This is a genomic window from Lysinibacillus sp. NPDC056959 (assembly GCF_042674095.1).
GTDB classification, from domain to species: Bacteria; Bacillota; Bacilli; order Bacillales_A; family Planococcaceae; genus Lysinibacillus; species Lysinibacillus zambalensis.
In genome coordinates, this window is sequence record NZ_JBHURE010000008.1 from 171,612 (window position 1) to 193,099 (window position 21,488).

The following is a 21,488-nucleotide window of genomic DNA, read 5'->3' on the forward strand; positions in this document are numbered from 1 at the left end:
TCTAGATAAATAGAGAGCGCCTTGTAGTTTGGCGCTCTGATTACGTTATCGATATTTCTCTTACTCTTCTTGTAAATTTAGTATTTCTAAAATGCGTTCTAAATCATCTTCAGAGTAAAATTCAATTTCAATTTTCCCTTTATTATTAGCTTTTCTAATTTGTACATTTGTTCCAAAATAATCACGTAACTGTGATTCCTTAGCTGCAACAAATATATCCTTTTTCTTCGGTTGAGTTGTTTCACGTGAAACTTCTTCATTTAAGTTGTGTACTAACATCTCAACTTGTCGCACATTTAAACCTTGTTTAATGACCTTATTAGCCACTTCTGATATTCTTCTTTTATTTTTTAATCCTAGTAATGCTCGTCCTTGTCCCATCGATAATGTTCCATCGTTCATAAACTTACGAACATCCTCTGGTAATGCAAGTAAACGAACGTGATTGGCAATATGTGGTCTACTCTTCCCTAATCGTTTTGATAGCTCCTCTTGTGTTAAATGTAAGTTTTCCATTAAGCTTTGGTATGCCTCTGCCTCTTCAATAACTGTCAGATCTTCACGCTGCAGATTTTCTAAAATAGCTAGCTCCATCATTTGCGTATCTGTTAGCTCTTTTATAATAGCTGGAATAACCTCTAACCCTGCTAATTGAGTTGCTCTATAACGGCGTTCCCCCGCTACGATTTCATATTTACGTCCCTTTTTACGTACGGCAATAGGCTGTAAAATGCCATGTTCCTGTATAGAGTCAGCTAATTCTTGTAAAGTTTCTTCATCGAATATTTTACGTGGCTGAAATGGGTTTGCGACGATAAGTTCTAATTGTATCTCTTCCACTTGCCCACTTTGTTCTAAAGACTCCCCAGGAAATAGTGCACTTATGCCTCTTCCTAAACCTTTAGCCATTTTTAATCACTTCCCTCGCCATCTCTAAATACACTTCTGCACCTCTTGATTTTGCGTCATAAGTGATAATTGGCTGTCCATGGCTTGGAGCCTCACTTAATCGCACATTACGAGGAATAATTGTTTTGTATACTTTTTCTTGGAAATATTTTTTTACTTCATCAATAACTTGTAAGCCAAGGTTTGTACGTGCATCAAGCATCGTCAATAATACACCGTCAATGTATAATTGCTGATTTAAATGTTTTTGCACTAAACGGACAGTTGATAACAACTGGCTTAATCCCTCTAATGCGTAATATTCGCATTGTACAGGAATAATGAGTGCATCTGAAGCCGTTAAAGCATTAATTGTTAGTAGCCCTAATGAAGGCGGACAATCGATAATAATATAATCATAGTCTTCTTTTACATCTTGAAGAGCATGCTTTAAACGTACTTCTCTGGAAATAGTCGAAACTAATTCAATTTCTGCTCCTGCTAATGAAATGGTTGCCGGAATGATTGCTAAGTTTTCGACATTTGTTTGTTGAATGACGTTCTCAACTTTTTCATCATCAATTAACACATCATAAATACAGCCGTGAAGTTCTCCCTTATTAACACCAAGTCCACTTGTTGTATTTCCTTGTGGATCAGTATCGATTAAGAGCACCTTCTTTCCTAAATATGCTAGACAAGCGCTCAAATTGACCGATGTCGTTGTTTTTCCTACGCCACCTTTTTGATTGGCGATTGCTATAATTCTACCCATTTAAAAGCACCTGCTTTCATCCATCAAAGTCCACTTTGACAAATCATTTGTAAAATCACTATATAAATACGTCTACCTTACTTTCATTCTATCAAAAAAACAGAACAGAGTTGTATAAAATATTAAGAATATATGCAAAAAAGGAGACATCTCAGAAATATTACTAAGATGTCTCCTTCGTACAGAGATATAAAAGCGACTTATCATCATACTGTGGGATTAATTTCCGTTCCGGCTGGACACTTTGTCGCTGCCGCTTCGCTTTCGCGCAGAGCAAAGCTTCCTGAGGACGTCCGATGAGCCTCAATGAGTCGCCCAGCCTCCACTCTAATCAACCTATATATATGGTATACAGATGACATCCTCAATTTTGATGATGTCATAAAAGTCATTTTTTATTTTTCTAATAAAACTTCAATCACGACTTAAGACTTTTTCTTTTTAGGGATTTTCACTGTAATTTGATAATATTCCTCTGTATCTTCTTCTTCAGTCTTAACTGTAATACCGCTCTTTGTTACCATTGATAACGATTGTTTAATCGTATTTAAAGCAATGCGCACGTCTTTACTAATGGCCTTACGCTTCGGCTTTACTTTCTTCGGCTCTGCTTCTTCTTGTACTTCCAACTCTGGATGCAATAAAGAATAAATTTGCTCTTCTAACTGACGAACATTCCAATCATTTTCAATCGTTTGTTGTAAAACTTCTAGCTGTAGTGGCTGATCTTTAATTGCAATTAATGCACGTGCATGTCGTTCAGAGATTTCACGTTTTAAAATAGCACGCTGTACTTCTTCAGGAAGCTTTAATAAACGCAATTTATTGGCTACCGTGGATTGTCCTTTTCCAAGTCGTTGGGCTAGAGCTTCTTGTGTCAGCTCATGAAGCTCCAATAATTTTTGATAGGCAACAGCTTCTTCAATTGCTGTTAACTCCTCACGCTGTAAGTTCTCAATTAACGCGATAGAGGCTGTTTCCTTATCAGTTAAATTTCTTATAATTGCCGGAACTTCTGTCCATTGTAGCTTTTTCATTGCTCGATAACGACGCTCACCAGCAATAATTTCATATTGGTTTTCTGCTGTTTTACGTACAACAATTGGCTGAATTACACCATGCGTATGAATGGTTCTTGATAACTCTTCAATTTTTTCATCATCAAAAATAGTACGTGGCTGAAAACGGTTAGGTACAATTTGATCAATCGGCAGCTTTATTACCTCTTCCGCTGCATGAACCGTCTCTGCTTGTTCTACTTCATTTTTCACAATAGGCTCAGTTTTATTCCCGCCTCCAAAAAAACGTGAAAAAGGACTTTTCATCCAAGTGGCACCACCTTTAAGTAACTATCTTGCTCTGTTTTATTCTATTATTATTTATTATATTTCCTAAAATGTATATAGTTCGTAGATGTCATTTGCGTGAACCATCCATAACTAGTATGTATGCTCAAAATAGAAAAAATATTTTCTACTTTGAGAAGTTTCACATGAAACACTAATTATTGAATCGGTGATTTATTTGGTACACCTGGTTTACGCGGATATTTTTTTGGTGTTCCTTTTATTTTATCAAAGATATATAACATGCGGTCACTTTCTTCAACAGGTAGCAGGAAAGAAAACTCTTCTTTTAGTGCAACCCCTAATGTAGTCAATGCTTTTTTGGCATCTTTTAATTCTTCCGCACCAGCTGCTGCTTTTAAAGCAACAAAATAACCACCTTGTTTCGCTAGTGGTACACATAACTCTGATAAAACCGATAAGCGGGCTACTGCACGAGCTGTTACAACATCAAACTGTTCACGATATTTCGCATTTTGAGCAAATTCCTCTGCACGTGCATGTACAAAATTCATATTCTCTAATTGTAACTCATCACTTAAATGATTTAAAAATGTAATTCTTTTATTTAAAGAATCGACAATTGTTACATGTAAATGTGGGAAACAGATTTTAATTGGAATACTTGGGAAACCAGCACCTGCTCCTACATCACAAACTGTTGTTACTTTTGAAAAATCAAAATAGAAAGAGGCACTAATCGAATCATAAAAATGTTTTAAATAAACACCTTCTAAATCGGTAATAGCTGTTAAGTTCATCTTTTCATTCCACTCAACAAGTAACTCAAAATATTTTTTGAATTGAGCAATCTGCTTTTCAGAGAGTTCGATACCCTTTTTCTTTAAAGCCTCGATAAATTGTTGTTCGTTCATGTAAAGTCTCCTTTTTCTATATGGCTTTACTATCCCAACATTGACTTGTAAGCATGTATTCGCTCGCTCCTAAAATCAACAATGAGAAAATAGCATAGCCATCAATTATGTCTCGGCATAATTGCGTCCTGAATCGGCTTTGTGCTTAGGCCTGCACGAGGGCCGACATGATGTCGGTCATTTCGGTAATGCCACAGGACGTGGCGTTCTTAGACTGAGTTCCTCTATTTCTACGGATGTTTGGACACCCGCTGAAATAGTGACTTAAAACCGCATTCATCGCACCACCTATGGAGATGGGAGATGAACGCTGAAAGAAGTTAAAAATAGGAAGCGGGCACAAAGGTATGCCCGCCTCTTATTCACTTTACTGTTCTTAATTATTCGCCGCTGACGCGTGCGATTTTACCTTGCTCAATATAAACAAGTAATATTGAAATATCTGCTGGGTTTACACCAGAGATTCGCGATGCTTGGGCGATGGAAAGTGGTGTAACTTGTTTTAATTTTTGTCGAGCTTCTGTTGCTAGACCTGAAATAGCATCATAATCAATATTTTCAGGGATTTTTTTATTCTCCATTTTATGAAGCTTTTCAACTTGTTGCAATGCTTTTTCAATATAGCCTTCATATTTAAGCTGAATTTCAATTTGTTCCTTCACTTCATCGGAAAACTCTATGTCTGCTGGAATTAATGAAGAAATTAAACCATAATTCATTTCTGTACGTTTTAATAAATCTGCTCCACGAATACCATCTTTTAGTTCACTGCCACCTACAGAGCGAATAACAGCTTGTGTTGTTTCGTTTGGTTTAATAATAACTTCACGAAGACGTGCAATTTCGTTATCAATCAGCTCTTTTTTCTCATTGAATTTTGCATATCTTTCCTCAGGAATCATTCCCATATTAAACCCTTGCTCTACCAAACGTAAATCAGCGTTATCATGACGAAGTAGTAAACGATATTCCGCACGAGATGTTAGTAAGCGATACGGTTCATTTGTTCCCTTTGTTACTAGATCATCAATTAATACGCCAATATAAGCATCTGAACGACCTAAGATTAATTCTTCTTTTCCAAGCGCATTAGCAGCAGCATTCATCCCAGCCATTAAGCCTTGAGCTGCCGCTTCCTCGTAACCTGATGTACCATTGATTTGACCAGCAGTATATAAGCCTTTAATACGTTTTGTTTCTAACGTTGGCCATAATTGTGTCGGCACGATTGCATCGTACTCAATAGCATAGCCAGCACGCATCATTTCTGCTTTTTCTAAGCCTGGAATTGATTTTAGTAAACGTGTTTGTACATGCTCTGGTAAGCTAGTTGATAAACCTTGTACATACACTTCACGTGTATCGCGACCTTCTGGCTCTAAGAAAATTTGGTGGCGCGGTTTATCGTTAAATCGCACAACTTTGTCTTCAATAGAAGGACAATAACGTGGACCCGTACCTTTAATCATCCCTGAGTACATCGGTGAAAGGTGTAGGTTTGCTTCGATAATTTCATGTGTTTCTAGGCTTGTATACGTTAGCCAACAAGGTAGTTGATCCATGATGAATTCAGTTGTTTCAAAGCTAAATGCACGTGGAACATCATCCCCTGGTTGGATCTCTGTTTTATCATAATCAATTGTACGGCTATTCACTCGTGGTGGTGTACCTGTTTTAAAACGCACAAGGTCAAAACCAATCTCTTTTAAGTTATCTGCTAAACGAATAGACGGTTGTTGGTTATTAGGACCACTTGAATACTTTATGTCTCCAATAATGATTTCACCGCGAAGGAATGTACCTGTTGTGATAACAACAGTTTTAGCGCGGTAAATAGCACCGATTTGTGTAGTAACACCTTTTACTTCCCCGTCTTCGATAATTAGCTCTTCCACCATACCTTGGTGCATTGTTAAGTTTTCAGTTTCCTCCAACACGCGTTTCATTTCTTGTTGGTATAAAACTTTGTCCGCTTGCGCACGTAATGCACGCACAGCAGGACCTTTCCCTGTATTTAACATACGCATTTGAATATGCGTTTTATCAATAACTTTCCCCATGACGCCACCTAATGCGTCAATTTCTCGTACTACGATTCCTTTGGCAGGACCACCAATGGAAGGATTGCATGGCATAAATGCAATCATATCTAAATTGATTGTTAACATCAGTGTGTTAGCACCCATTTTGGCTGCGGCGTATGCAGCTTCAGAACCTGCGTGACCTGCGCCAATTACGATAACATCAAACGTGCCTGCCTCATATTTTGTTGGCATAGCTCGTATCTTCCTTTCTTTAATAAAATTATTTTCCTAAGCAGAACTGTGAAAATAACTGATTAATTAGGCTTTCCTGTACTGTGTCACCTATAATTTCACCAAGTAATTCCCATGTTCTTGTTACATCTATTTGCACCATATCAACAGGTACACCAGCTTGTGCTGCAGCTAATGCATCCTCGACCGTTGCTTGTGCTTGATGAAGTAATGCAATATGTCTTGCATTTGAAACATATGTTAAATCGCCCGCTTCAATTTGCCCTTCAAAGAATAACGCGGCAATCGCTTCCTCTAGTTCTGCGATACCCTCTTCTTGTAAAAGAGAAGTTGTCACAACGCGACGGTTGCCTGCTAGCTCTTTGACTTGTGCTAAATCAATTTTTTGCGGTAGATCTGTTTTATTCACAATAACGATGTAATCCATCGCTTTAATCGTTTCGAATAGACGCTCATCCTCGGCAGTCAATTCTTCTGCGTAGTTTAAAACAAATAAAATTAAATCTGCGCCACGCAACGCCTCACGTGAACGTTCAACACCAATTCGTTCAACGATATCCTCTGTTTCTCGAATACCAGCTGTATCGACTAAACGAAGCGGAACGCCACGTACATTCACGTACTCTTCTATAATATCACGAGTTGTCCCTGCTATATCTGTCACAATAGCCTTATTCTCCTGTACTAAACTATTTAAAAGAGAAGATTTCCCAACGTTTGGGCGACCTAAAATAACAGTTGATAGACCCTCTCGTAATATTTTTCCCTGAGAAGATGTTTGCAAAAGTTTTATAATTTCATTTCGTACCCATGTACATTTTTCTACTAATACTGGTACTGTCATTTCTTCTACATCATCATACTCCGGATAATCTATATTAACCTCAACTTGCGCTAATGTCTCTAGTAATGCTTGGCGTAAGTCACCAATTAAACGCGATAATTTGCCATCCATTTGTCCTAACGCTACATTCATCGCTCTATCAGTTTTCGCTCTTATTAAATCCATAACTGCTTCAGCCTGTGATAAATCGATGCGTCCATTTAAAAATGCACGTTTTGTAAATTCACCTGGCTCCGCTAGTCTTGCTCCATTAGTTAATACTAGCTTTAAAACGCGATTTACTGAAACAAGTCCCCCGTGACAGTTTATTTCTATTACATCCTCACGAGTGAATGTTTTAGGTCCGCGCATTAATGACAGCATTACTTCCTCTACAACCTCATTCGTTTTTGGATCGACCAAATGTCCATAATGAATTGTATGTGAAGCCTTAGTTATTAAACTTTTTCCACCAGGCGATCTGAATATTTTATCTGCAATTGCGACTGCTTCGTCCCCACTTAAACGAACAATAGCAATAGCGCCTTCACCCATAGGTGTGGATATCGCAGCAATTGTATCGAACTCCATTTAATGACCTCCTTAACGTTATCCACATGTGGATAAATAAAAACCGACCAATACTTACTAACACCTTAGACTAACATATTTTCCGCAAAATCTAAAGTAAGGATAATTTCCAATTGTGGATAATCAGAAAGCTCTACATTATAGCACGTATTTCGACAAATGCCGCGAGTACTAGAACGTTCAGTCTAGATCATAAAAAAAATCATTTTGCCAATGAAATTAAGGCGTCACTGAATAATGTATGGCTCTTCAGCAAAACGAGGGGGTTGATTTCCGTTCCGAATGAGCGTTTTCCTAGGGGAAAGCGAGTAGCCTGGAACGGAATTCACCCCCATCTAAAGCGCCACAACATTCACAAAGATTCCCTCGGCCATCTTGTTTTTCAACAACATAAAAAAGTCATTTTATCATGACGATAAAATGACTTTAATTTTGTCTGTATGTTTTTACGAAGCTTAGTCGTTTTTTACAGGTTCAATGACTAAATAACGATTAGGCTCCGTTCCTTCTGAGTATGTTTCAATATCAAGGCGATTTGCCAATTGATTATGAATAACTTTTCTTTCGTACGACTGCATTGGCTCAAACGTTACACGCTGATTTAAGCGAAGTGCTTTATCCGCCATACGATCTGCCAGTAACTCCAATGCTTCTTGACGACGTTCACGATAGTTTTCTACGTCTAATTTCACCATTAAGAACTGCTTGGCACTTTTATTTAACACAAGATGTGTTAATTGCTGCAAGGAATTTAATGTTTGACCACGTTTCCCTATAAGCAGTGCAGCTTTCTCGCTTTTCAGCTGAAATAATACATATTTCCCTTCACGTGTCGTTTCAATTTCAAGATCATGAATATCCAATTGTTCTGCAATGTTTACTAAATAAGACTTTGCATCTTCAATTGGGTTCATCGAGGTATCTTGTTCCTCTACGACTTGTTGAACCGCTTCGCTATCACTTAGTTGTTCAGAAACTTGTGAACTTATTGTTTCAACATCATCTATTACTGTTGATTCGACAAATTGAGTCGTATTTTGCTGTTCAGCTTTTTCCGCCTCAATCATTGGCCGAACCTGTACTTCTTTTACTGTTACACGAACTTCTGCAGATCGTGCCCCAAAACCTAAAAATCCTTTTTTACCTTCTTGTAAAACTTCAACATCTACTTGTTCACGGGTTTTGCCAAGTTTCTGTAACGCTAATGAGATCGCTTCTTGTGTTGTTGCGCCTATTTGCGTAAGTTGTTTCACTTTTTAGCCCCTCCATTTTGAGCAGGTTGTGTTTTATCTTTTTTCCAAGGTTTATAAATAAACAGGTTTTGAGCAATCGAAATAATGTTACCGATTACCCAGTATAGTGATAATGCTGCTGGTAATGCCATACCGAAACCAATAATCATAAATGGCATAATGTACATCATTATTTTCATTTGAGGGTTATCCATCGCAGGGCCCGTACGTAAAACGATAAATTGCATTAAACCAGCAGTAATTGCTAATGCCGGTGCAGGATCTGCTAACGGGAAAATAAAGAAATTCCCTAAATCGAATGCAGCTGTAGCATTCATACGACTAATCGCATGGTAGAAACCAATTAAAATTGGCATTTGAATGAATACAGGTAAACATCCAGCAAGTGGATTGACACCAGACTCACTCATAAGCTTCATCATCTCTTGCTGATACTGTTGCTGTGTCTGTGCATCCTTAGAAGCATACTTCTTTTGCAATTCCTTCAGTTTTGGTTGAATTTCTTGCATTTTTTTAGAGCTCTTTGTTTGTTTAATCATCAATGGAAGAATAGCTAAACGAATAAAAATCGTTACAACAATAATCCCCCATGCATATGAACCAAGGATATCAGCAAAGTATTTAATCGCTGACACTAATGGCCAAACAATGAATTCATTCCAGAAGCCTGTGCTTTCTTTGGAGATTGGTTCATTGAATTCTGTACAACCAGATAGTAGTAATACTACTGATACTAGCGACAAAATTACCCAAAGTTGTTTCTTCAACCTTCTTCCCCCTACAAATACTATTCACTTTTTCTAAAACTATATGCATTCTCTTCTTTATACATTTACAGTTTCCTGCTACTGAATAAAGTTATCAGTTATTTTATCATGCATATAACGTTTCACTCTACTAAATATTCTAACAATGTACATATATTTGCTAAGTAATGTTACTAATCATTCACATATCGCAGTGAAATCTTACTTTTAAATACCCCTATGTGTATTTTTAATAATTTCACATTCACGCAGAAATGCTTTTATTTCACCACTTTGGTTGCCATCCATATTACGTCTTCTTCAAAACCTTCGCGATTCGTAGTACATGCTGCAAACTTTGTTTTACTTCATGAAAATCCATAGTGGCCGCCGGTTGTCTGGCGATAATAACATAGTCCATATTCTGCTTCACTTCATCTTTTAATTCATGAATACTTTGTCGAATATAGCGCTTGATCTGGTTGCGTGTTACTGCATTCCCAAGTTTTTTGCTAACCGATAATCCTACACGAAACTCTGTTTGTCCCTCTTTTTCTAAAAAATATACGACAAACTGACGATTAGCGAAAGATTTACCTTTCTTAAACACCTTTTGAAAATCATCGTTTTTTTTCACTCGTTGGCGTTTTTTCATTACTTTCACCTGCTACTCGATAATTATCCTTTGATCCTCATTTCTAGTTTTCCCAAAAATAAAGAAAAAAAAGACCACTGATGTGTCTCAGTGGACTTATTTTATGCTGATAATACTTTTCTTCCTTTACGACGGCGAGCAGCAAGAACTTTGCGACCGTTTTTCGTGCTCATACGTGCGCGGAAACCGTGAACTTTGCTGTGCTTACGTTTCTTTGGTTGGTAAGTACGTTTCATTTATATAGACACCTCCTGAATGAGTTGAATTTTTCAACATACAGACCTGAATATTATATAAAGTAACTAGTTATTTTGTCAATGACTTTTATAAATTTATATATTTTTGCAAATCCATATCTATATTTCCCTAAAATCCTCTTCTCCTGAATAAAATAAATTATCCACAGAATACTTGTTTTTTTTACACAGAGTTGTGTATAGTATTTTTTGCATATTTTTTTATCCACAACACTTATCTACACCTTTTTCACATAAGCAGACCTTGTGGACAACTTGAACGTGCATAAATATAAGGTATGTGGATAAGTTTCACAAACTATTGAAATGGCTTTGTTTTTCTGATACGATATCTGTGCTTCACTTTGTTGAAAACTGAAATTACTTATTATTTTATCCACAACTGTTAATATGCTGTGGATAATTTTTATCACAGCCTTTGGTTAACTTTTATCCACAACTTGTGAGTTTGTGGACTAGTTGTAAAATGAACGTGTTTACCGTTTCTATAAATGCGCTATTTTTAATTTGTATTGAACTGTAAAGGAGATTAGCAGCTTGGAACATTTAGAAGAACTATGGAATAATGTCCTGGCTCAAGTTGAACAAAAAATTTCTAAACCAAGCTTCGAAACGTGGCTAAAGTCTACTAAACTACTTTCCTACAATGGTAGTGGTTCTACTGTGACGATTGCTGCGCCAAATTCGTTTGCTCGAGACTGGCTTGAGAATCATTATATTCATTTGATTACAGGTATATTAACGGAGCTTACAGGCGAAGACTTGCTTATTAAATTTGTTGTTCAAAAAAACCAGGATTCGGACGATTTCGATTTACCAGCGCCGATTATCCAAGCAAAAAATGACGATCATCATGATATTTCACCAGGTATGTTAAACCCGAAGTATACTTTTGATACGTTTGTTATTGGCTCTGGTAACCGCTTTGCACATGCTGCCTCGCTAGCTGTTGCAGAAGCACCTGCGAAGGCATATAACCCGTTTTTTATCTATGGGGGAGTAGGGCTTGGCAAAACACACTTAATGCATGCGATTGGCCATTATGTATTGGAACATAATCCAAATGCAAAGGTAGTCTATTTATCATCTGAAAAATTTACAAATGAATTTATTAACTCAATTCGAGATAATAAGGCACTTGATTTCCGCAATAAATATCGCAATGTAGATGTGCTGTTAATTGATGATATTCAATTTCTAGCTGGAAAAGAATCTACTCAGGAAGAATTTTTCCACACTTTTAATACATTGCATGAAGAATCGAAACAAATTGTTATTTCCAGTGACCGTCCTCCTAAGGAAATTCCGACATTGGAAGATCGTTTACGTTCTCGATTCGAATGGGGACTAATTACAGATATTGCGCCCCCAGATTTGGAAACTCGTATTGCCATTCTTCGAAAAAAAGCAAAGGCTGATGGTCTAGAAGTGCCAAATGAAGTCATGCTCTATATTGCGAACCAGATTGACTCCAATATTCGGGAGCTTGAAGGTGCGCTTATTCGCGTCGTTGCCTATTCATCGCTTGTTAACAAGGATATTAATGCGACTTTGGCTGCTGAGGCACTAAAGGATATTATTCCTAATTCGAAGCCACGAACTGTCACTATACTAGACATTCAAAATGCAGTAGGTGAGCACTTTAACATTCGTTTAGAGGATTTCGCCGCGAAAAAACGTACAAAATTAATTGCCTTTCCACGTCAAGTCGCGATGTATTTATCTCGCGAATTAACAGATTTTTCGCTGCCGAAAATTGGCGAAGAATTTGGTGGACGCGACCATACTACTGTTATACATGCTCACGAAAAAATATCTTCTATGGTGAAAAATGACGCTCAGCTTCAGCAAGATATTAAACAAATTCGAAGCATGCTAGGGAAATAATACTGTGGACAACCCATACGTTTAAACACAAACTTATACACAGTCTATCTACATGTGGATAGACTGATTTTATTCACTTAAATACACTTATCCACAAATCCACAGGGCCTATTACTATATCTTTTTTATTTTATATAAATAAATAATATAAATATGTGAGGGAAAACGAATGAAATTTGATATTTTACGTGACCGTTTATTAGAGGGTTTAAATGATGTCATGAAAGCCGTAAGTTCTAAAACAACTATTCCAATTTTAACGGGGATTAAAATCGATGTAACAACAGAGGGTATTCGTTTAACAGGTAGTGACGCTGATATTACTATACAAACATTTATTCCAGTTGAAGAAGATGGCCAACAAATAATTCATATTACAGAAACAGGATCAATTGTTGTACAAGCTCGTATGTTTAATGAAATTGTGCGTAAGTTACCAACAAATGAGGTTGAAATTCAAGTAACAGCTGGTTTCCAAACTCATATCCGTTCAGGTAAATCTGAATTCCACTTAATTGGCTCAGATGCTACAGAATATCCTTTATTACCTGAATTAACAGAGGATCAAAAATTTACTATTCCTGCAGACCTATTAAAGTCAATTATCCGTGAAACAGTATTTGCTGTTGCCACTTCAGAAAGTAGACCGGTGTTGACAGGTGTAAACTGGCAGATTAAAAATGAAGCATTAATCTGTGTTGCAACAGATAGCCACCGTTTGGCAAGACGTAAAGTTCAACTGGAAAATTTACCTGAGGTTGAACATAGTGTTGTTATTCCTGGTAAAAGCTTAAATGAGTTAAATAAAGTTTTAGAGGATTCAACAAATCTTGTTCAAATCGTTATTACAAGCCAGCAAGTGTTATTTAAAACTGGAGAAGTATTATTCTTCTCACGTTTACTTGAAGGGAACTACCCAGATACAACTCGTTTAATCCCAGAAGAATATCAAACAAATCTAACGATTAACGGTAAATCGTTATTACAAGCAATCGATCGTGCATCTCTTGTTGCTCGAGGTGACCGTAATAATGTTGTACGATTTGAGATTTTTGATAATCAATCTGTTGAAGTTTCTTCTAACTCTCCAGAAATCGGGAAGGTCCAAGAAGAAATTCCTGTTGAGTCATTAGAAGGGGAGAACTTAAAAATTTCTTTCAGTGCGAAGTACATGATGGAAGCATTGAAAGCAATAGATGGTCAAGAAGTAGTTATTCAATTCACAGGAGCTATGAGACCGTTTATTTTACGTTCTGTTCATGACGATGCAATTTTACAGTTGATTTTACCTGTACGAACTTATTAAATTTCAAACAGTTTTGGTTGGAGAGAATAAACTCCATAACTTCAAGCTCTAAATGCTTTGAAAAACGTTCTGATAGTCGCTAGTTGCGGCTATCTTTTTTTACTTATGGCGGAATTTTAGGTATGATAGAGAGATAGACAGTCTGTATTTGGAGGGGAACTCAACTATGAAGGACATTAAAATTGATGTAGAATTTGTCACATTAGGGCAACTTTTAAAAATGACCGATGCTATTAGCTCTGGTGGCATGGCTAAGTGGTTTTTACATGAAAATGATGTTTATGTAAATGGAGAAATAGATGATCGCCGCGGTCGTAAATTGCGTGATGGTGACATTGTAAATATTCCTGGATGTGGTCGATTTCGTATCGTTGGCACAGCTGGACAGTAGATTATGCAGATAGAGCAGTTAAAACTTACAAATTACCGTAACTATGATGATTTAGCATTAAACTTCTCTCCAAAAATTAATGTTTTCATTGGTGAAAATGCACAAGGGAAAACAAATGTTATGGAATCTATTTACGTATTGGCGATGGCTAAATCCCATCGAACGACGAACGATAAAGAATTAATACGTTGGGATTCAGACTATGGTAAAATAGAAGGGGCCGTTCAAAAAAGGCATGGTATTTTACCGATTGAGCTTACGATTACGAAAAAAGGCAAAAAAGGTAAGATAAATCATATAGAACAAAGCCGCCTCAGTCATTATATTGGCCAAATGAATGTCGTTATGTTTGCACCCGAAGATTTAAACGTCGTAAAGGGGAGTCCGCAATTACGACGACGTTTTATTGATATGGAGATTGGGCAAATTTCGCCTGTTTATTTGCATGATTTATTAACCTTTCAAAAAATTTTAAAGCAACGTAACCATTTTTTAAAAATGAATCAAGGTAAAAAAATGTCAGATGACGTGATGTACGAAGTTTATAATGAACAATATATTCACGCAGCTACCCAAATTATTCGAAAAAGATTTCAATTTATGGATTTATTGCAAGAGTGGGCAGAGCCAATTCACGCAGGTATTTCACAAGGGAAAGAAACGTTAGCTATTAAATACCGTACAGTAGCGGGTATTGAAAAAGAACATACTTCCAGTGAAATTGAAGGCTTTTTGTATAAAAAGCTACTAGAAGCTAAAGACCGTGAATTTGATCGAGGTGTAACACTAGTTGGTCCACACCGAGATGATTTACAGTTTTTAGTAAATGGCTACGATGTTCAGATATACGGTTCACAAGGACAACAACGTACAACCGCTCTTTCATTAAAACTTGCTGAAATTGAATTAATTAAACAAGAAACAAATGAAACACCCATACTACTTTTAGATGATGTATTGTCGGAACTCGATGATTATCGTCAATCGCATTTATTAAACACCATTCAAGGTGAAGTTCAAACCTTTGTTACGACTACAAGTGTTGATGGAATCCATCATGAAACGATGGAGCATGCACAGCTGTTTCACGTGAAACAAGGAGCGATTGAAGAAAGTTAGCCCGGGGAGTTTTTTAGATTACAAAAGAATGGTAATAGTCAGCTCGGTTGACTGTTCATTCATTTACACACAATGATGTTATGAAGGAGTAGATGAAAGCCGTGGCTATAGAGAACGAAGGTTTACAAAATCAAGCTTATGAAGCCGATCAGATACAGGTATTAGAAGGATTAGAAGCTGTACGTAAAAGACCAGGGATGTATATTGGTTCAACAAGCTCTAAAGGGCTTCACCATTTAGTATGGGAAATTGTTGATAATAGTATTGATGAGGCACTTGCAGGATTTTGTACAGATATAAAAGTAACGATAGAACAAGATAATTGGATTCGTGTAGAGGACAATGGTCGTGGTATTCCGGTAAGTATTCAAGAGAAAATGGGTAAGCCTGCTGTTGAAGTTATTATGACAGTGCTCCATGCTGGAGGTAAGTTCGGCGGTGGAGGATACAAAGTTTCAGGCGGTCTTCATGGTGTAGGGGCATCTGTTGTAAATGCTCTATCAATTGAGACGATCGTTCAAGTTCATCGTGAGGGTCATATTCATGAAATTAAATTTGAACGTGGAAAAACGATTCAAAATTTAATGATTATCGGTGATTCAGATCGTAACGGTACAACTACACGTTTTAAAGCAGACCCTGAAATATTTAAAGAAACGACTGTTTATGAATATGACATTTTAGCACATCGTATTCGTGAATTAGCTTATTTGAATCGTGGTATTAAGATTACAATTGCTGATGAACGTGAAGGTGAAGAACGTTCTACTACGTATCATTATGAAGGTGGTATTCGTTCTTATGTAGAGCATTTGAATCAATCTAAAGAGCCAATCCATGATCCGATAGATGTTCTTGGAGAAAAGGATGGTATTTCAGTTGAAATTGCTATGCAATATAACGCTGGATTCTCTTCTAATATTTTTTCATTTGCTAATAACATTAATACGTATGAAGGCGGTACACATGAGTCTGGTTTTAAAACGGCTCTAACACGTGTTATTAATGATTACGCACGAAAAAATGGACTTTTAAAAGAGTCAGATGCAAATCTTACTGGTGAAGATGTTCGGGAAGGGTTAACGGCTATTGTTTCGGTTAAGCATCCAGATCCACAATTTGAAGGACAAACAAAAACAAAGCTTGGTAACTCTGAAGTTAGCCAAATTACTAACTCCTTGTTCTCAGATGGTTTTGAGCGATTTATGTTAGAAAATCCTACTGTTGCTCGTAAGGTTGTAGAAAAAGGTTTAATGGCTGCTCGTGCACGTGTCGCTGCTAAAAAAGCACGTGAATTTACACGTCGTAAAAATGCACTTGAAGTATCGAGTTTGCCAGGTAAATTAGCTGACTGTTCATCAACTAATCCATCTGAATGTGAAATTTATATCGTTGAGGGTGACTCTGCCGGAGGGTCTGCGAAATCTGGACGTGACCGCCACTTCCAAGCAATCTTACCATTACGTGGTAAAATCCTTAACGTTGAAAAAGCACGTTTAGATAAAATTTTATCGAATGCAGAGATCCGTGCAATGATTACAGCATTTGGCACAGGTATTGGTGAAGAGTTTACTTTAGAAAAGGCTCGTTATCATAAAATCGTTATTATGACAGATGCCGATGTTGATGGTGCGCACATCCGCACATTACTCTTAACATTCTTCTTCCGTTTCCTTCGACCTCTCATAGAGGCAGGTTATATTTATATTGCACAGCCACCTCTTTATCAAGTTAAGCAAGGTAAACATGTTGAGTATTGCTATGATGATATTACTCTTCAGGGAATTTTAGAACGGTTACCGAAAATGCCAAAACCAAATGTACAACGATACAAAGGTCTTGGAGAAATGAATGCAGAGCAGCTTTGGGAAACTACAATGGATCCTGAGCACCGCACATTGTTACAAGTAGAATTAGATGATGCAATTAAAGCAAACCAAGCATTTGAGCGTTTAATGGGCGATGAAGTTGAACCACGTCGTCAATTTATCGAAGAGAATGCAGTATATGCTAATTTAGATATTTAATTTTTCTTGAGAGGAGGTCTACACTTTGTCAGAACAAGAACGCTCCGGTGTTAAAGGAGTTAATATAACAAAAGAAATTGAAACATCCTTCCTCGATTATGCGATGAGTGTAATCGTTTCTCGTGCATTACCAGACGTACGAGATGGATTAAAGCCTGTACATCGCCGTATTTTATATGGCATGCAGGAACTAGGGAATACAGCTGATAAAGCGTACAAAAAATCAGCACGTATTGTTGGGGACGTAATGGGTAAATTCCACCCACATGGTGACTCATCTATTTATGATGCAATGGTACGTATGGCGCAAGATTTCAGCTATCGTTACATGTTAGTCGATGGTCATGGTAACTTTGGATCTGTCGATGGCGATGGAGCGGCAGCAATGCGTTATACAGAATCACGTATGTCTCGTATTGCAATGGAAATGCTTCGTGATATCAATAAAGACACAATTGACTATACCGATAACTATGATGGTTCAGAAAAGGAACCTATCGTCCTTCCAAGTCGCTATCCAAACTTATTAGTAAATGGAGCGGCAGGAATTGCAGTTGGTATGGCGACAAATATTCCGCCACATCAACTTGGGGAAACGATAGATGCAGTGATAGCACTTTCAGAAAATCCAGCTATCACAACAGAAGAATTGATGGAAATCATTCCAGGACCCGATTTCCCAACTGGTGGATTAATTTTAGGTCGTAGTGGTATTCGCCGTGCTTATGATACTGGTCGTGGCTCCATCATTATTCGCGCAAAGGTAGAGATTGAACAAAAATCAAACGGTAAAGAAACAATTCTTATTCATGAATTACCATACCAAGTGAATAAAGCTAAGCTTATTGAAAAAATAGCAGAGCTTGTACGCGATAAAAAAATTGATGGTATTACAAACTTACGTGATGAATCTGACCGACGTGGTATGCGAGTAGTCATTGAAGTTCGTAAAGATGCAAATGCCAATGTCGTTTTAAATAATTTATATAAACAAACAGCTATGCAATCGAGCTTCGGTATTAATATGCTGTCATTAGTAAATGGTCAGCCTAAAGTAATGGGCTTAAAAGAAATGTTGCATCATTATTTAGAGCACCAAAAGGTTATTATTCGTCGTCGTACGGAATTTGACTTAAGGAAAGCGGAAGATCGTGCACATATTTTAGAGGGCTTACGTATTGCTCTTGATCATATTGATGAAATTATTGCTATTATTCGTGGTTCACGTAGTGGTGATGAAGCGAAACCTCAATTAATGGAGCGATTCAATTTATCTGAACGTCAAGCGCAAGCTATTTTAGATATGCGTTTAGTTCGTTTAAGTGGATTAGAACGTGAAAAGATTGAAGCAGAATACCAAGAGCTTCAAATATTAATTGCTGAATTAAAAGCAATTTTAGCGGATGAGGCTAAAATTGTTGATATTATTCGTACTGAAATATTAGAAGTAAAAGATCGCTTTAATGATACACGTCGCACTGAAATTACTTCTGGCGGTTTAGAAATGATTGAGGACGAGGATTTAATTCCAGTCGAAAATTCAGTCGTAACTTTAACGCACAATGGTTATATCAAACGTTTAGCTGCGAATACATATCGTAGTCAAAAACGTGGCGGTCGTGGTGTACAAGGTATGGGCACAAATGAAGATGATTTTGTAGAGCATCTTATGAATACTTCTACACACGATACAATTTTATTCTTCACTACAAAAGGGAAAGTGTTTAGAGCAAAAGGTTATGAGATTCCGGAATATGGTCGTACAGCGAAAGGATTACCGATTGTTAACTTACTCAATATTGAAAAAGGTGAAAAAGTAACCGCAATGATCCGTGTAGGTTCATTCGATGAGGATGCATACTTTATCTTCACTACTAAAACAGGTATTACAAAGCGTACACCAGTATCTCAATTTGCTAATATCCGAACAAACGGCTTAATAGCTATAAGTTTGCGAGAAGATGATGATCTTATTTCTGTTCGTTTAACAGATGGCGAGAAACAAGTGATTATCGGTACGCGTGATGGAATGCTTGTACGTTTCCAAGAGGATGATATTCGTTCAATGGGCCGTACCGCAGGTGGTGTGCGAGGTATTAAACTACGTGATGGTGACGAAGTAGTTGGTATGGAAATCGTTGAACCGGAACAGGAAATTTTAGTTGTTACAGCAAAAGGTTACGGTAAGCGTACATCTGAAGAGGAATATCGTTTACAAAGCCGTGGTGGTGTTGGATTAAAAACAATTCAAATCACTGATAAAAATGGTCCAATGGTAGCTGTAAAAACGGTTGATGGTTCAGAAGATTTAATGCTGATCACAATTAACGGCATGCTAATCCGTATGGATGTGAATGATATCTCATTAATTGGTCGTAGTACACAGGGTGTTCGTTTAATTCGTTTAGGCGATGACGAGCTTGTTGCAACTGTAGCGAAGGTTGAAAAAGAAGAAGAAGAAGAAGAAGCGATCGAAGAAGAATCGAACGAAGAAAATGCCCAAGTAGAAGAATAATAAAAAGACCGATGACGACAGCTAATGTTTGCCGTTCATCGGTTTTTTTACATAAATCATTAAAAATAAGTAATTATTTTGAATTCCATGATAAAATAAATTTAACCTTAAATTTATGGAAGTGAAATAGTGAAGAGGAGTTAATTGCGTGGAAACTATACATGTCCCAATTTCGGAGTTACGCATTGGTAAAGTAATTTCTGAAGATATTTTTGTTAATACACAATATCCAATAATTTTTAAAAACACAATAATTTCTCACGAGCATTTACAAGTTTTTTTTGCTTTTAATATTTCAAGAGTTCCTGTTTATAAAGAAGGTGTAGAAACTCAATCAGATGTAAAAGAAACAGATTTAATTGTTCCAACAGAGCCTACACCGACTTTTAGAAAGATTTATGACAATTCAGTTGAACAATTTAAAAAGGAATTTAAAAATTGGGAAGCTGGAGCAAAGGTAGATATTGCGAAAGCACGGAAAATTATTTTGCCACTATTAGAAATGGTTTTAGAAGATCGTACAATAATTTTTGATTTAAATGAGTATTCAAATCCAAAAGACTATTTGTACCACCATTGTGTAGCAACAGCATTGATATCTTCGGTGATTGCACAAAAATTAGGCTATGACAAAGGAATTACAATTCAAGTTGCAATTGGAGGGTTATTAGCTGATTGTGGAATGGCAAAAGTTCATCCGCGTATCCGCGATAAAAAAACAACCTTAACAGAGCAGGAGTTTAATGAAATTTATAAGCATCCGATTTATAGCTATAGTATGGTCAAAGATGTAACAATCTTAAAGGATACAATGAAAGAGGCTATTTTCCAGCACCACGAGCGTTTAAACGGTAGTGGTTATCCGAAAGGAGAAAAAATCGCTAATATTTCTACTTTCGCTCAAATTATCGCTGTTGCAGATGTATTCCATGCAATGACATGTGAGCGAGTGTATAGAACAAAGCAATCTTCTTTTAAAGTCATAGAGATGATTAATGAATCTGAATTTGGGAAGTTCGATATTAAAGTAGTACGTGCACTGATAGATATTGTTGCTGACCTTCCTATAGGGACAATCGTTGAACTATCTAATCTAGAACAAGGCGAAGTGATGTTTGTAAATAAATTTGCACCAACTCGACCACTTATCAAATTAAGCCAATCAGGGGAGATATTTGATTTAGGTAAAAATCGTACCTTCTATATTTCACGTATTATAACAAATTTATAATAGTTGAAAGGCAACCCATTTACATTGGAGTTCGCCTTTTTTTATTTTTAATTCGATCGATAAATTATATAGGTGATAAAACAAAAGTATCAACAAAGACTTCAACGTTTAAATGAAGCGAGCTAAGTACGAGATGATGGATCTCATAAAAACCAAGTCACATAGAGAAATGAATTCTTTGAAATTAGTTAACTTCTTTCAGCAAATGTTTTATGTAACGTAAGTGAAACGGCAGTTACAAGTGTTTTCGTAGCGAAAGTGAAACGTCAGCTACTGAAGTTTCTCACTTCCGGACTAATCCTCTGAACATAGTGGTGTAGACGAATAATAGATTTTAAAAAACTATTAATTAATTTTGAGAAAGTGTTGACATAGTTTTAGATTCTTGATATTATTAGTGAGTCGCCAAGAGGTGACACTGAAAAAAAGATTAATGAACCTTGAAAACTGAACAAGCAAAACGTAATCAATAAAGTTTTTAGTAGCTAACCTTGAGTTGGTGAACGAAACAAAATTTTGGACATCAA

Annotated in this window: 17 protein-coding genes; 7 read left to right on the top strand and 10 right to left on the bottom strand. The window is 36.8% G+C overall.

Annotation, left to right across the window (positions count from 1 at the left end; genetic code table 11):
- Window positions 1–60 precede the first annotated feature (60 nt).
- The 10 genes from ACFTQ7_RS12305 to rpmH form a co-directional block, all read right to left on the bottom strand.
- Entirely contained in the window at window positions 61–909 is an 849-nt protein-coding gene (locus ACFTQ7_RS12305) for a ParB/RepB/Spo0J family partition protein (RefSeq protein ID WP_386828993.1), read from the bottom strand.
- A complete protein-coding gene (locus ACFTQ7_RS12310; RefSeq protein ID WP_079563360.1) occupies window positions 902–1,663 on the bottom strand; it encodes a ParA family protein in 762 nt (253 codons plus the stop codon). Before ACFTQ7_RS12310 ends, ACFTQ7_RS12305 begins: the two co-directional genes overlap by 8 nt.
- A 425-nt stretch (window positions 1,664–2,088) precedes the next feature.
- Window positions 2,089–2,988, bottom strand: a complete 900-nt coding sequence (gene noc / locus ACFTQ7_RS12315; protein WP_386828996.1) for a nucleoid occlusion protein — start codon at window positions 2,986–2,988, stop codon at window positions 2,089–2,091.
- 179 nt (window positions 2,989–3,167) lie between these two features.
- Window positions 3,168–3,884 (bottom strand): 16S rRNA (guanine(527)-N(7))-methyltransferase RsmG, encoded by a 717-nt coding sequence (gene rsmG / locus ACFTQ7_RS12320; protein WP_349660163.1) that lies wholly within the window; start codon window positions 3,882–3,884, stop codon window positions 3,168–3,170.
- Window positions 3,885–4,264: 380 nt separating this feature from the next.
- The gene (mnmG, locus tag ACFTQ7_RS12325; protein WP_386828998.1) at window positions 4,265–6,160 is read right to left on the bottom strand and encodes a tRNA uridine-5-carboxymethylaminomethyl(34) synthesis enzyme MnmG; all 1,896 of its coding nucleotides are present in this window, start codon (window positions 6,158–6,160) and stop codon (window positions 4,265–4,267) included.
- A gap of 28 nt (window positions 6,161–6,188) precedes the next feature.
- Entirely contained in the window at window positions 6,189–7,574 is a 1,386-nt protein-coding gene (gene mnmE / locus ACFTQ7_RS12330; protein ID WP_386828999.1) for a tRNA uridine-5-carboxymethylaminomethyl(34) synthesis GTPase MnmE, read from the bottom strand.
- A 455-nt stretch (window positions 7,575–8,029) separates the two neighbouring features.
- Window positions 8,030–8,827, bottom strand: coding sequence for an RNA-binding cell elongation regulator Jag/EloR (jag, locus tag ACFTQ7_RS12335; RefSeq protein ID WP_386829000.1), 798 nt, complete (start codon window positions 8,825–8,827; stop codon window positions 8,030–8,032).
- Window positions 8,824–9,594, bottom strand: a complete 771-nt coding sequence (gene yidC / locus ACFTQ7_RS12340; protein WP_349660159.1) for a membrane protein insertase YidC — start codon at window positions 9,592–9,594, stop codon at window positions 8,824–8,826. The genes jag and yidC overlap by 4 nt, the downstream gene beginning before the upstream one ends.
- Window positions 9,595–9,883: 289 nt before the next feature.
- Window positions 9,884–10,228 (bottom strand): ribonuclease P protein component, encoded by a 345-nt coding sequence (rnpA, locus tag ACFTQ7_RS12345; protein ID WP_197142962.1) that lies wholly within the window; start codon window positions 10,226–10,228, stop codon window positions 9,884–9,886.
- Between the two features lie 101 nt (window positions 10,229–10,329).
- Window positions 10,330–10,464, bottom strand: coding sequence for a 50S ribosomal protein L34 (rpmH, locus tag ACFTQ7_RS12350; RefSeq protein ID WP_004233310.1), 135 nt, complete (start codon window positions 10,462–10,464; stop codon window positions 10,330–10,332).
- 558 nt (window positions 10,465–11,022) lie between these two features.
- Between rpmH and dnaA the strand changes: the two genes are divergently transcribed.
- From dnaA to ACFTQ7_RS12385, 7 genes are all read left to right on the top strand, one after another.
- The gene (dnaA, locus tag ACFTQ7_RS12355; RefSeq protein ID WP_386829001.1) at window positions 11,023–12,372 is read left to right on the top strand and encodes a chromosomal replication initiator protein DnaA; all 1,350 of its coding nucleotides are present in this window, start codon (window positions 11,023–11,025) and stop codon (window positions 12,370–12,372) included.
- A gap of 169 nt (window positions 12,373–12,541) precedes the next feature.
- Entirely contained in the window at window positions 12,542–13,678 is a 1,137-nt protein-coding gene (gene dnaN, locus ACFTQ7_RS12360; protein WP_197142964.1) for a DNA polymerase III subunit beta, read from the top strand.
- A gap of 166 nt (window positions 13,679–13,844) precedes the next feature.
- A complete protein-coding gene (gene yaaA / locus ACFTQ7_RS12365) occupies window positions 13,845–14,069 on the top strand; it encodes a S4 domain-containing protein YaaA (protein ID WP_349660156.1) in 225 nt (74 codons plus the stop codon).
- 3 nt (window positions 14,070–14,072) lie between these two features.
- Window positions 14,073–15,188: a DNA replication/repair protein RecF gene (gene recF / locus ACFTQ7_RS12370; protein ID WP_386829003.1), complete on the top strand. Its 1,116-nt coding sequence runs from the start codon at window positions 14,073–14,075 to the stop codon at window positions 15,186–15,188.
- A gap of 92 nt (window positions 15,189–15,280) precedes the next feature.
- The gene (gene gyrB, locus ACFTQ7_RS12375; RefSeq protein WP_349660154.1) at window positions 15,281–17,215 is read left to right on the top strand and encodes a DNA topoisomerase (ATP-hydrolyzing) subunit B; all 1,935 of its coding nucleotides are present in this window, start codon (window positions 15,281–15,283) and stop codon (window positions 17,213–17,215) included.
- Between the two features lie 25 nt (window positions 17,216–17,240).
- Window positions 17,241–19,730, top strand: a complete 2,490-nt coding sequence (gyrA, locus tag ACFTQ7_RS12380) for a DNA gyrase subunit A (protein WP_386829005.1) — start codon at window positions 17,241–17,243, stop codon at window positions 19,728–19,730.
- 148 nt (window positions 19,731–19,878) lie between these two features.
- The gene (locus ACFTQ7_RS12385; protein ID WP_386829007.1) at window positions 19,879–20,961 is read left to right on the top strand and encodes an HD-GYP domain-containing protein; all 1,083 of its coding nucleotides are present in this window, start codon (window positions 19,879–19,881) and stop codon (window positions 20,959–20,961) included.
- The last annotated feature ends 527 nt before the right edge of the window (window positions 20,962–21,488 follow it).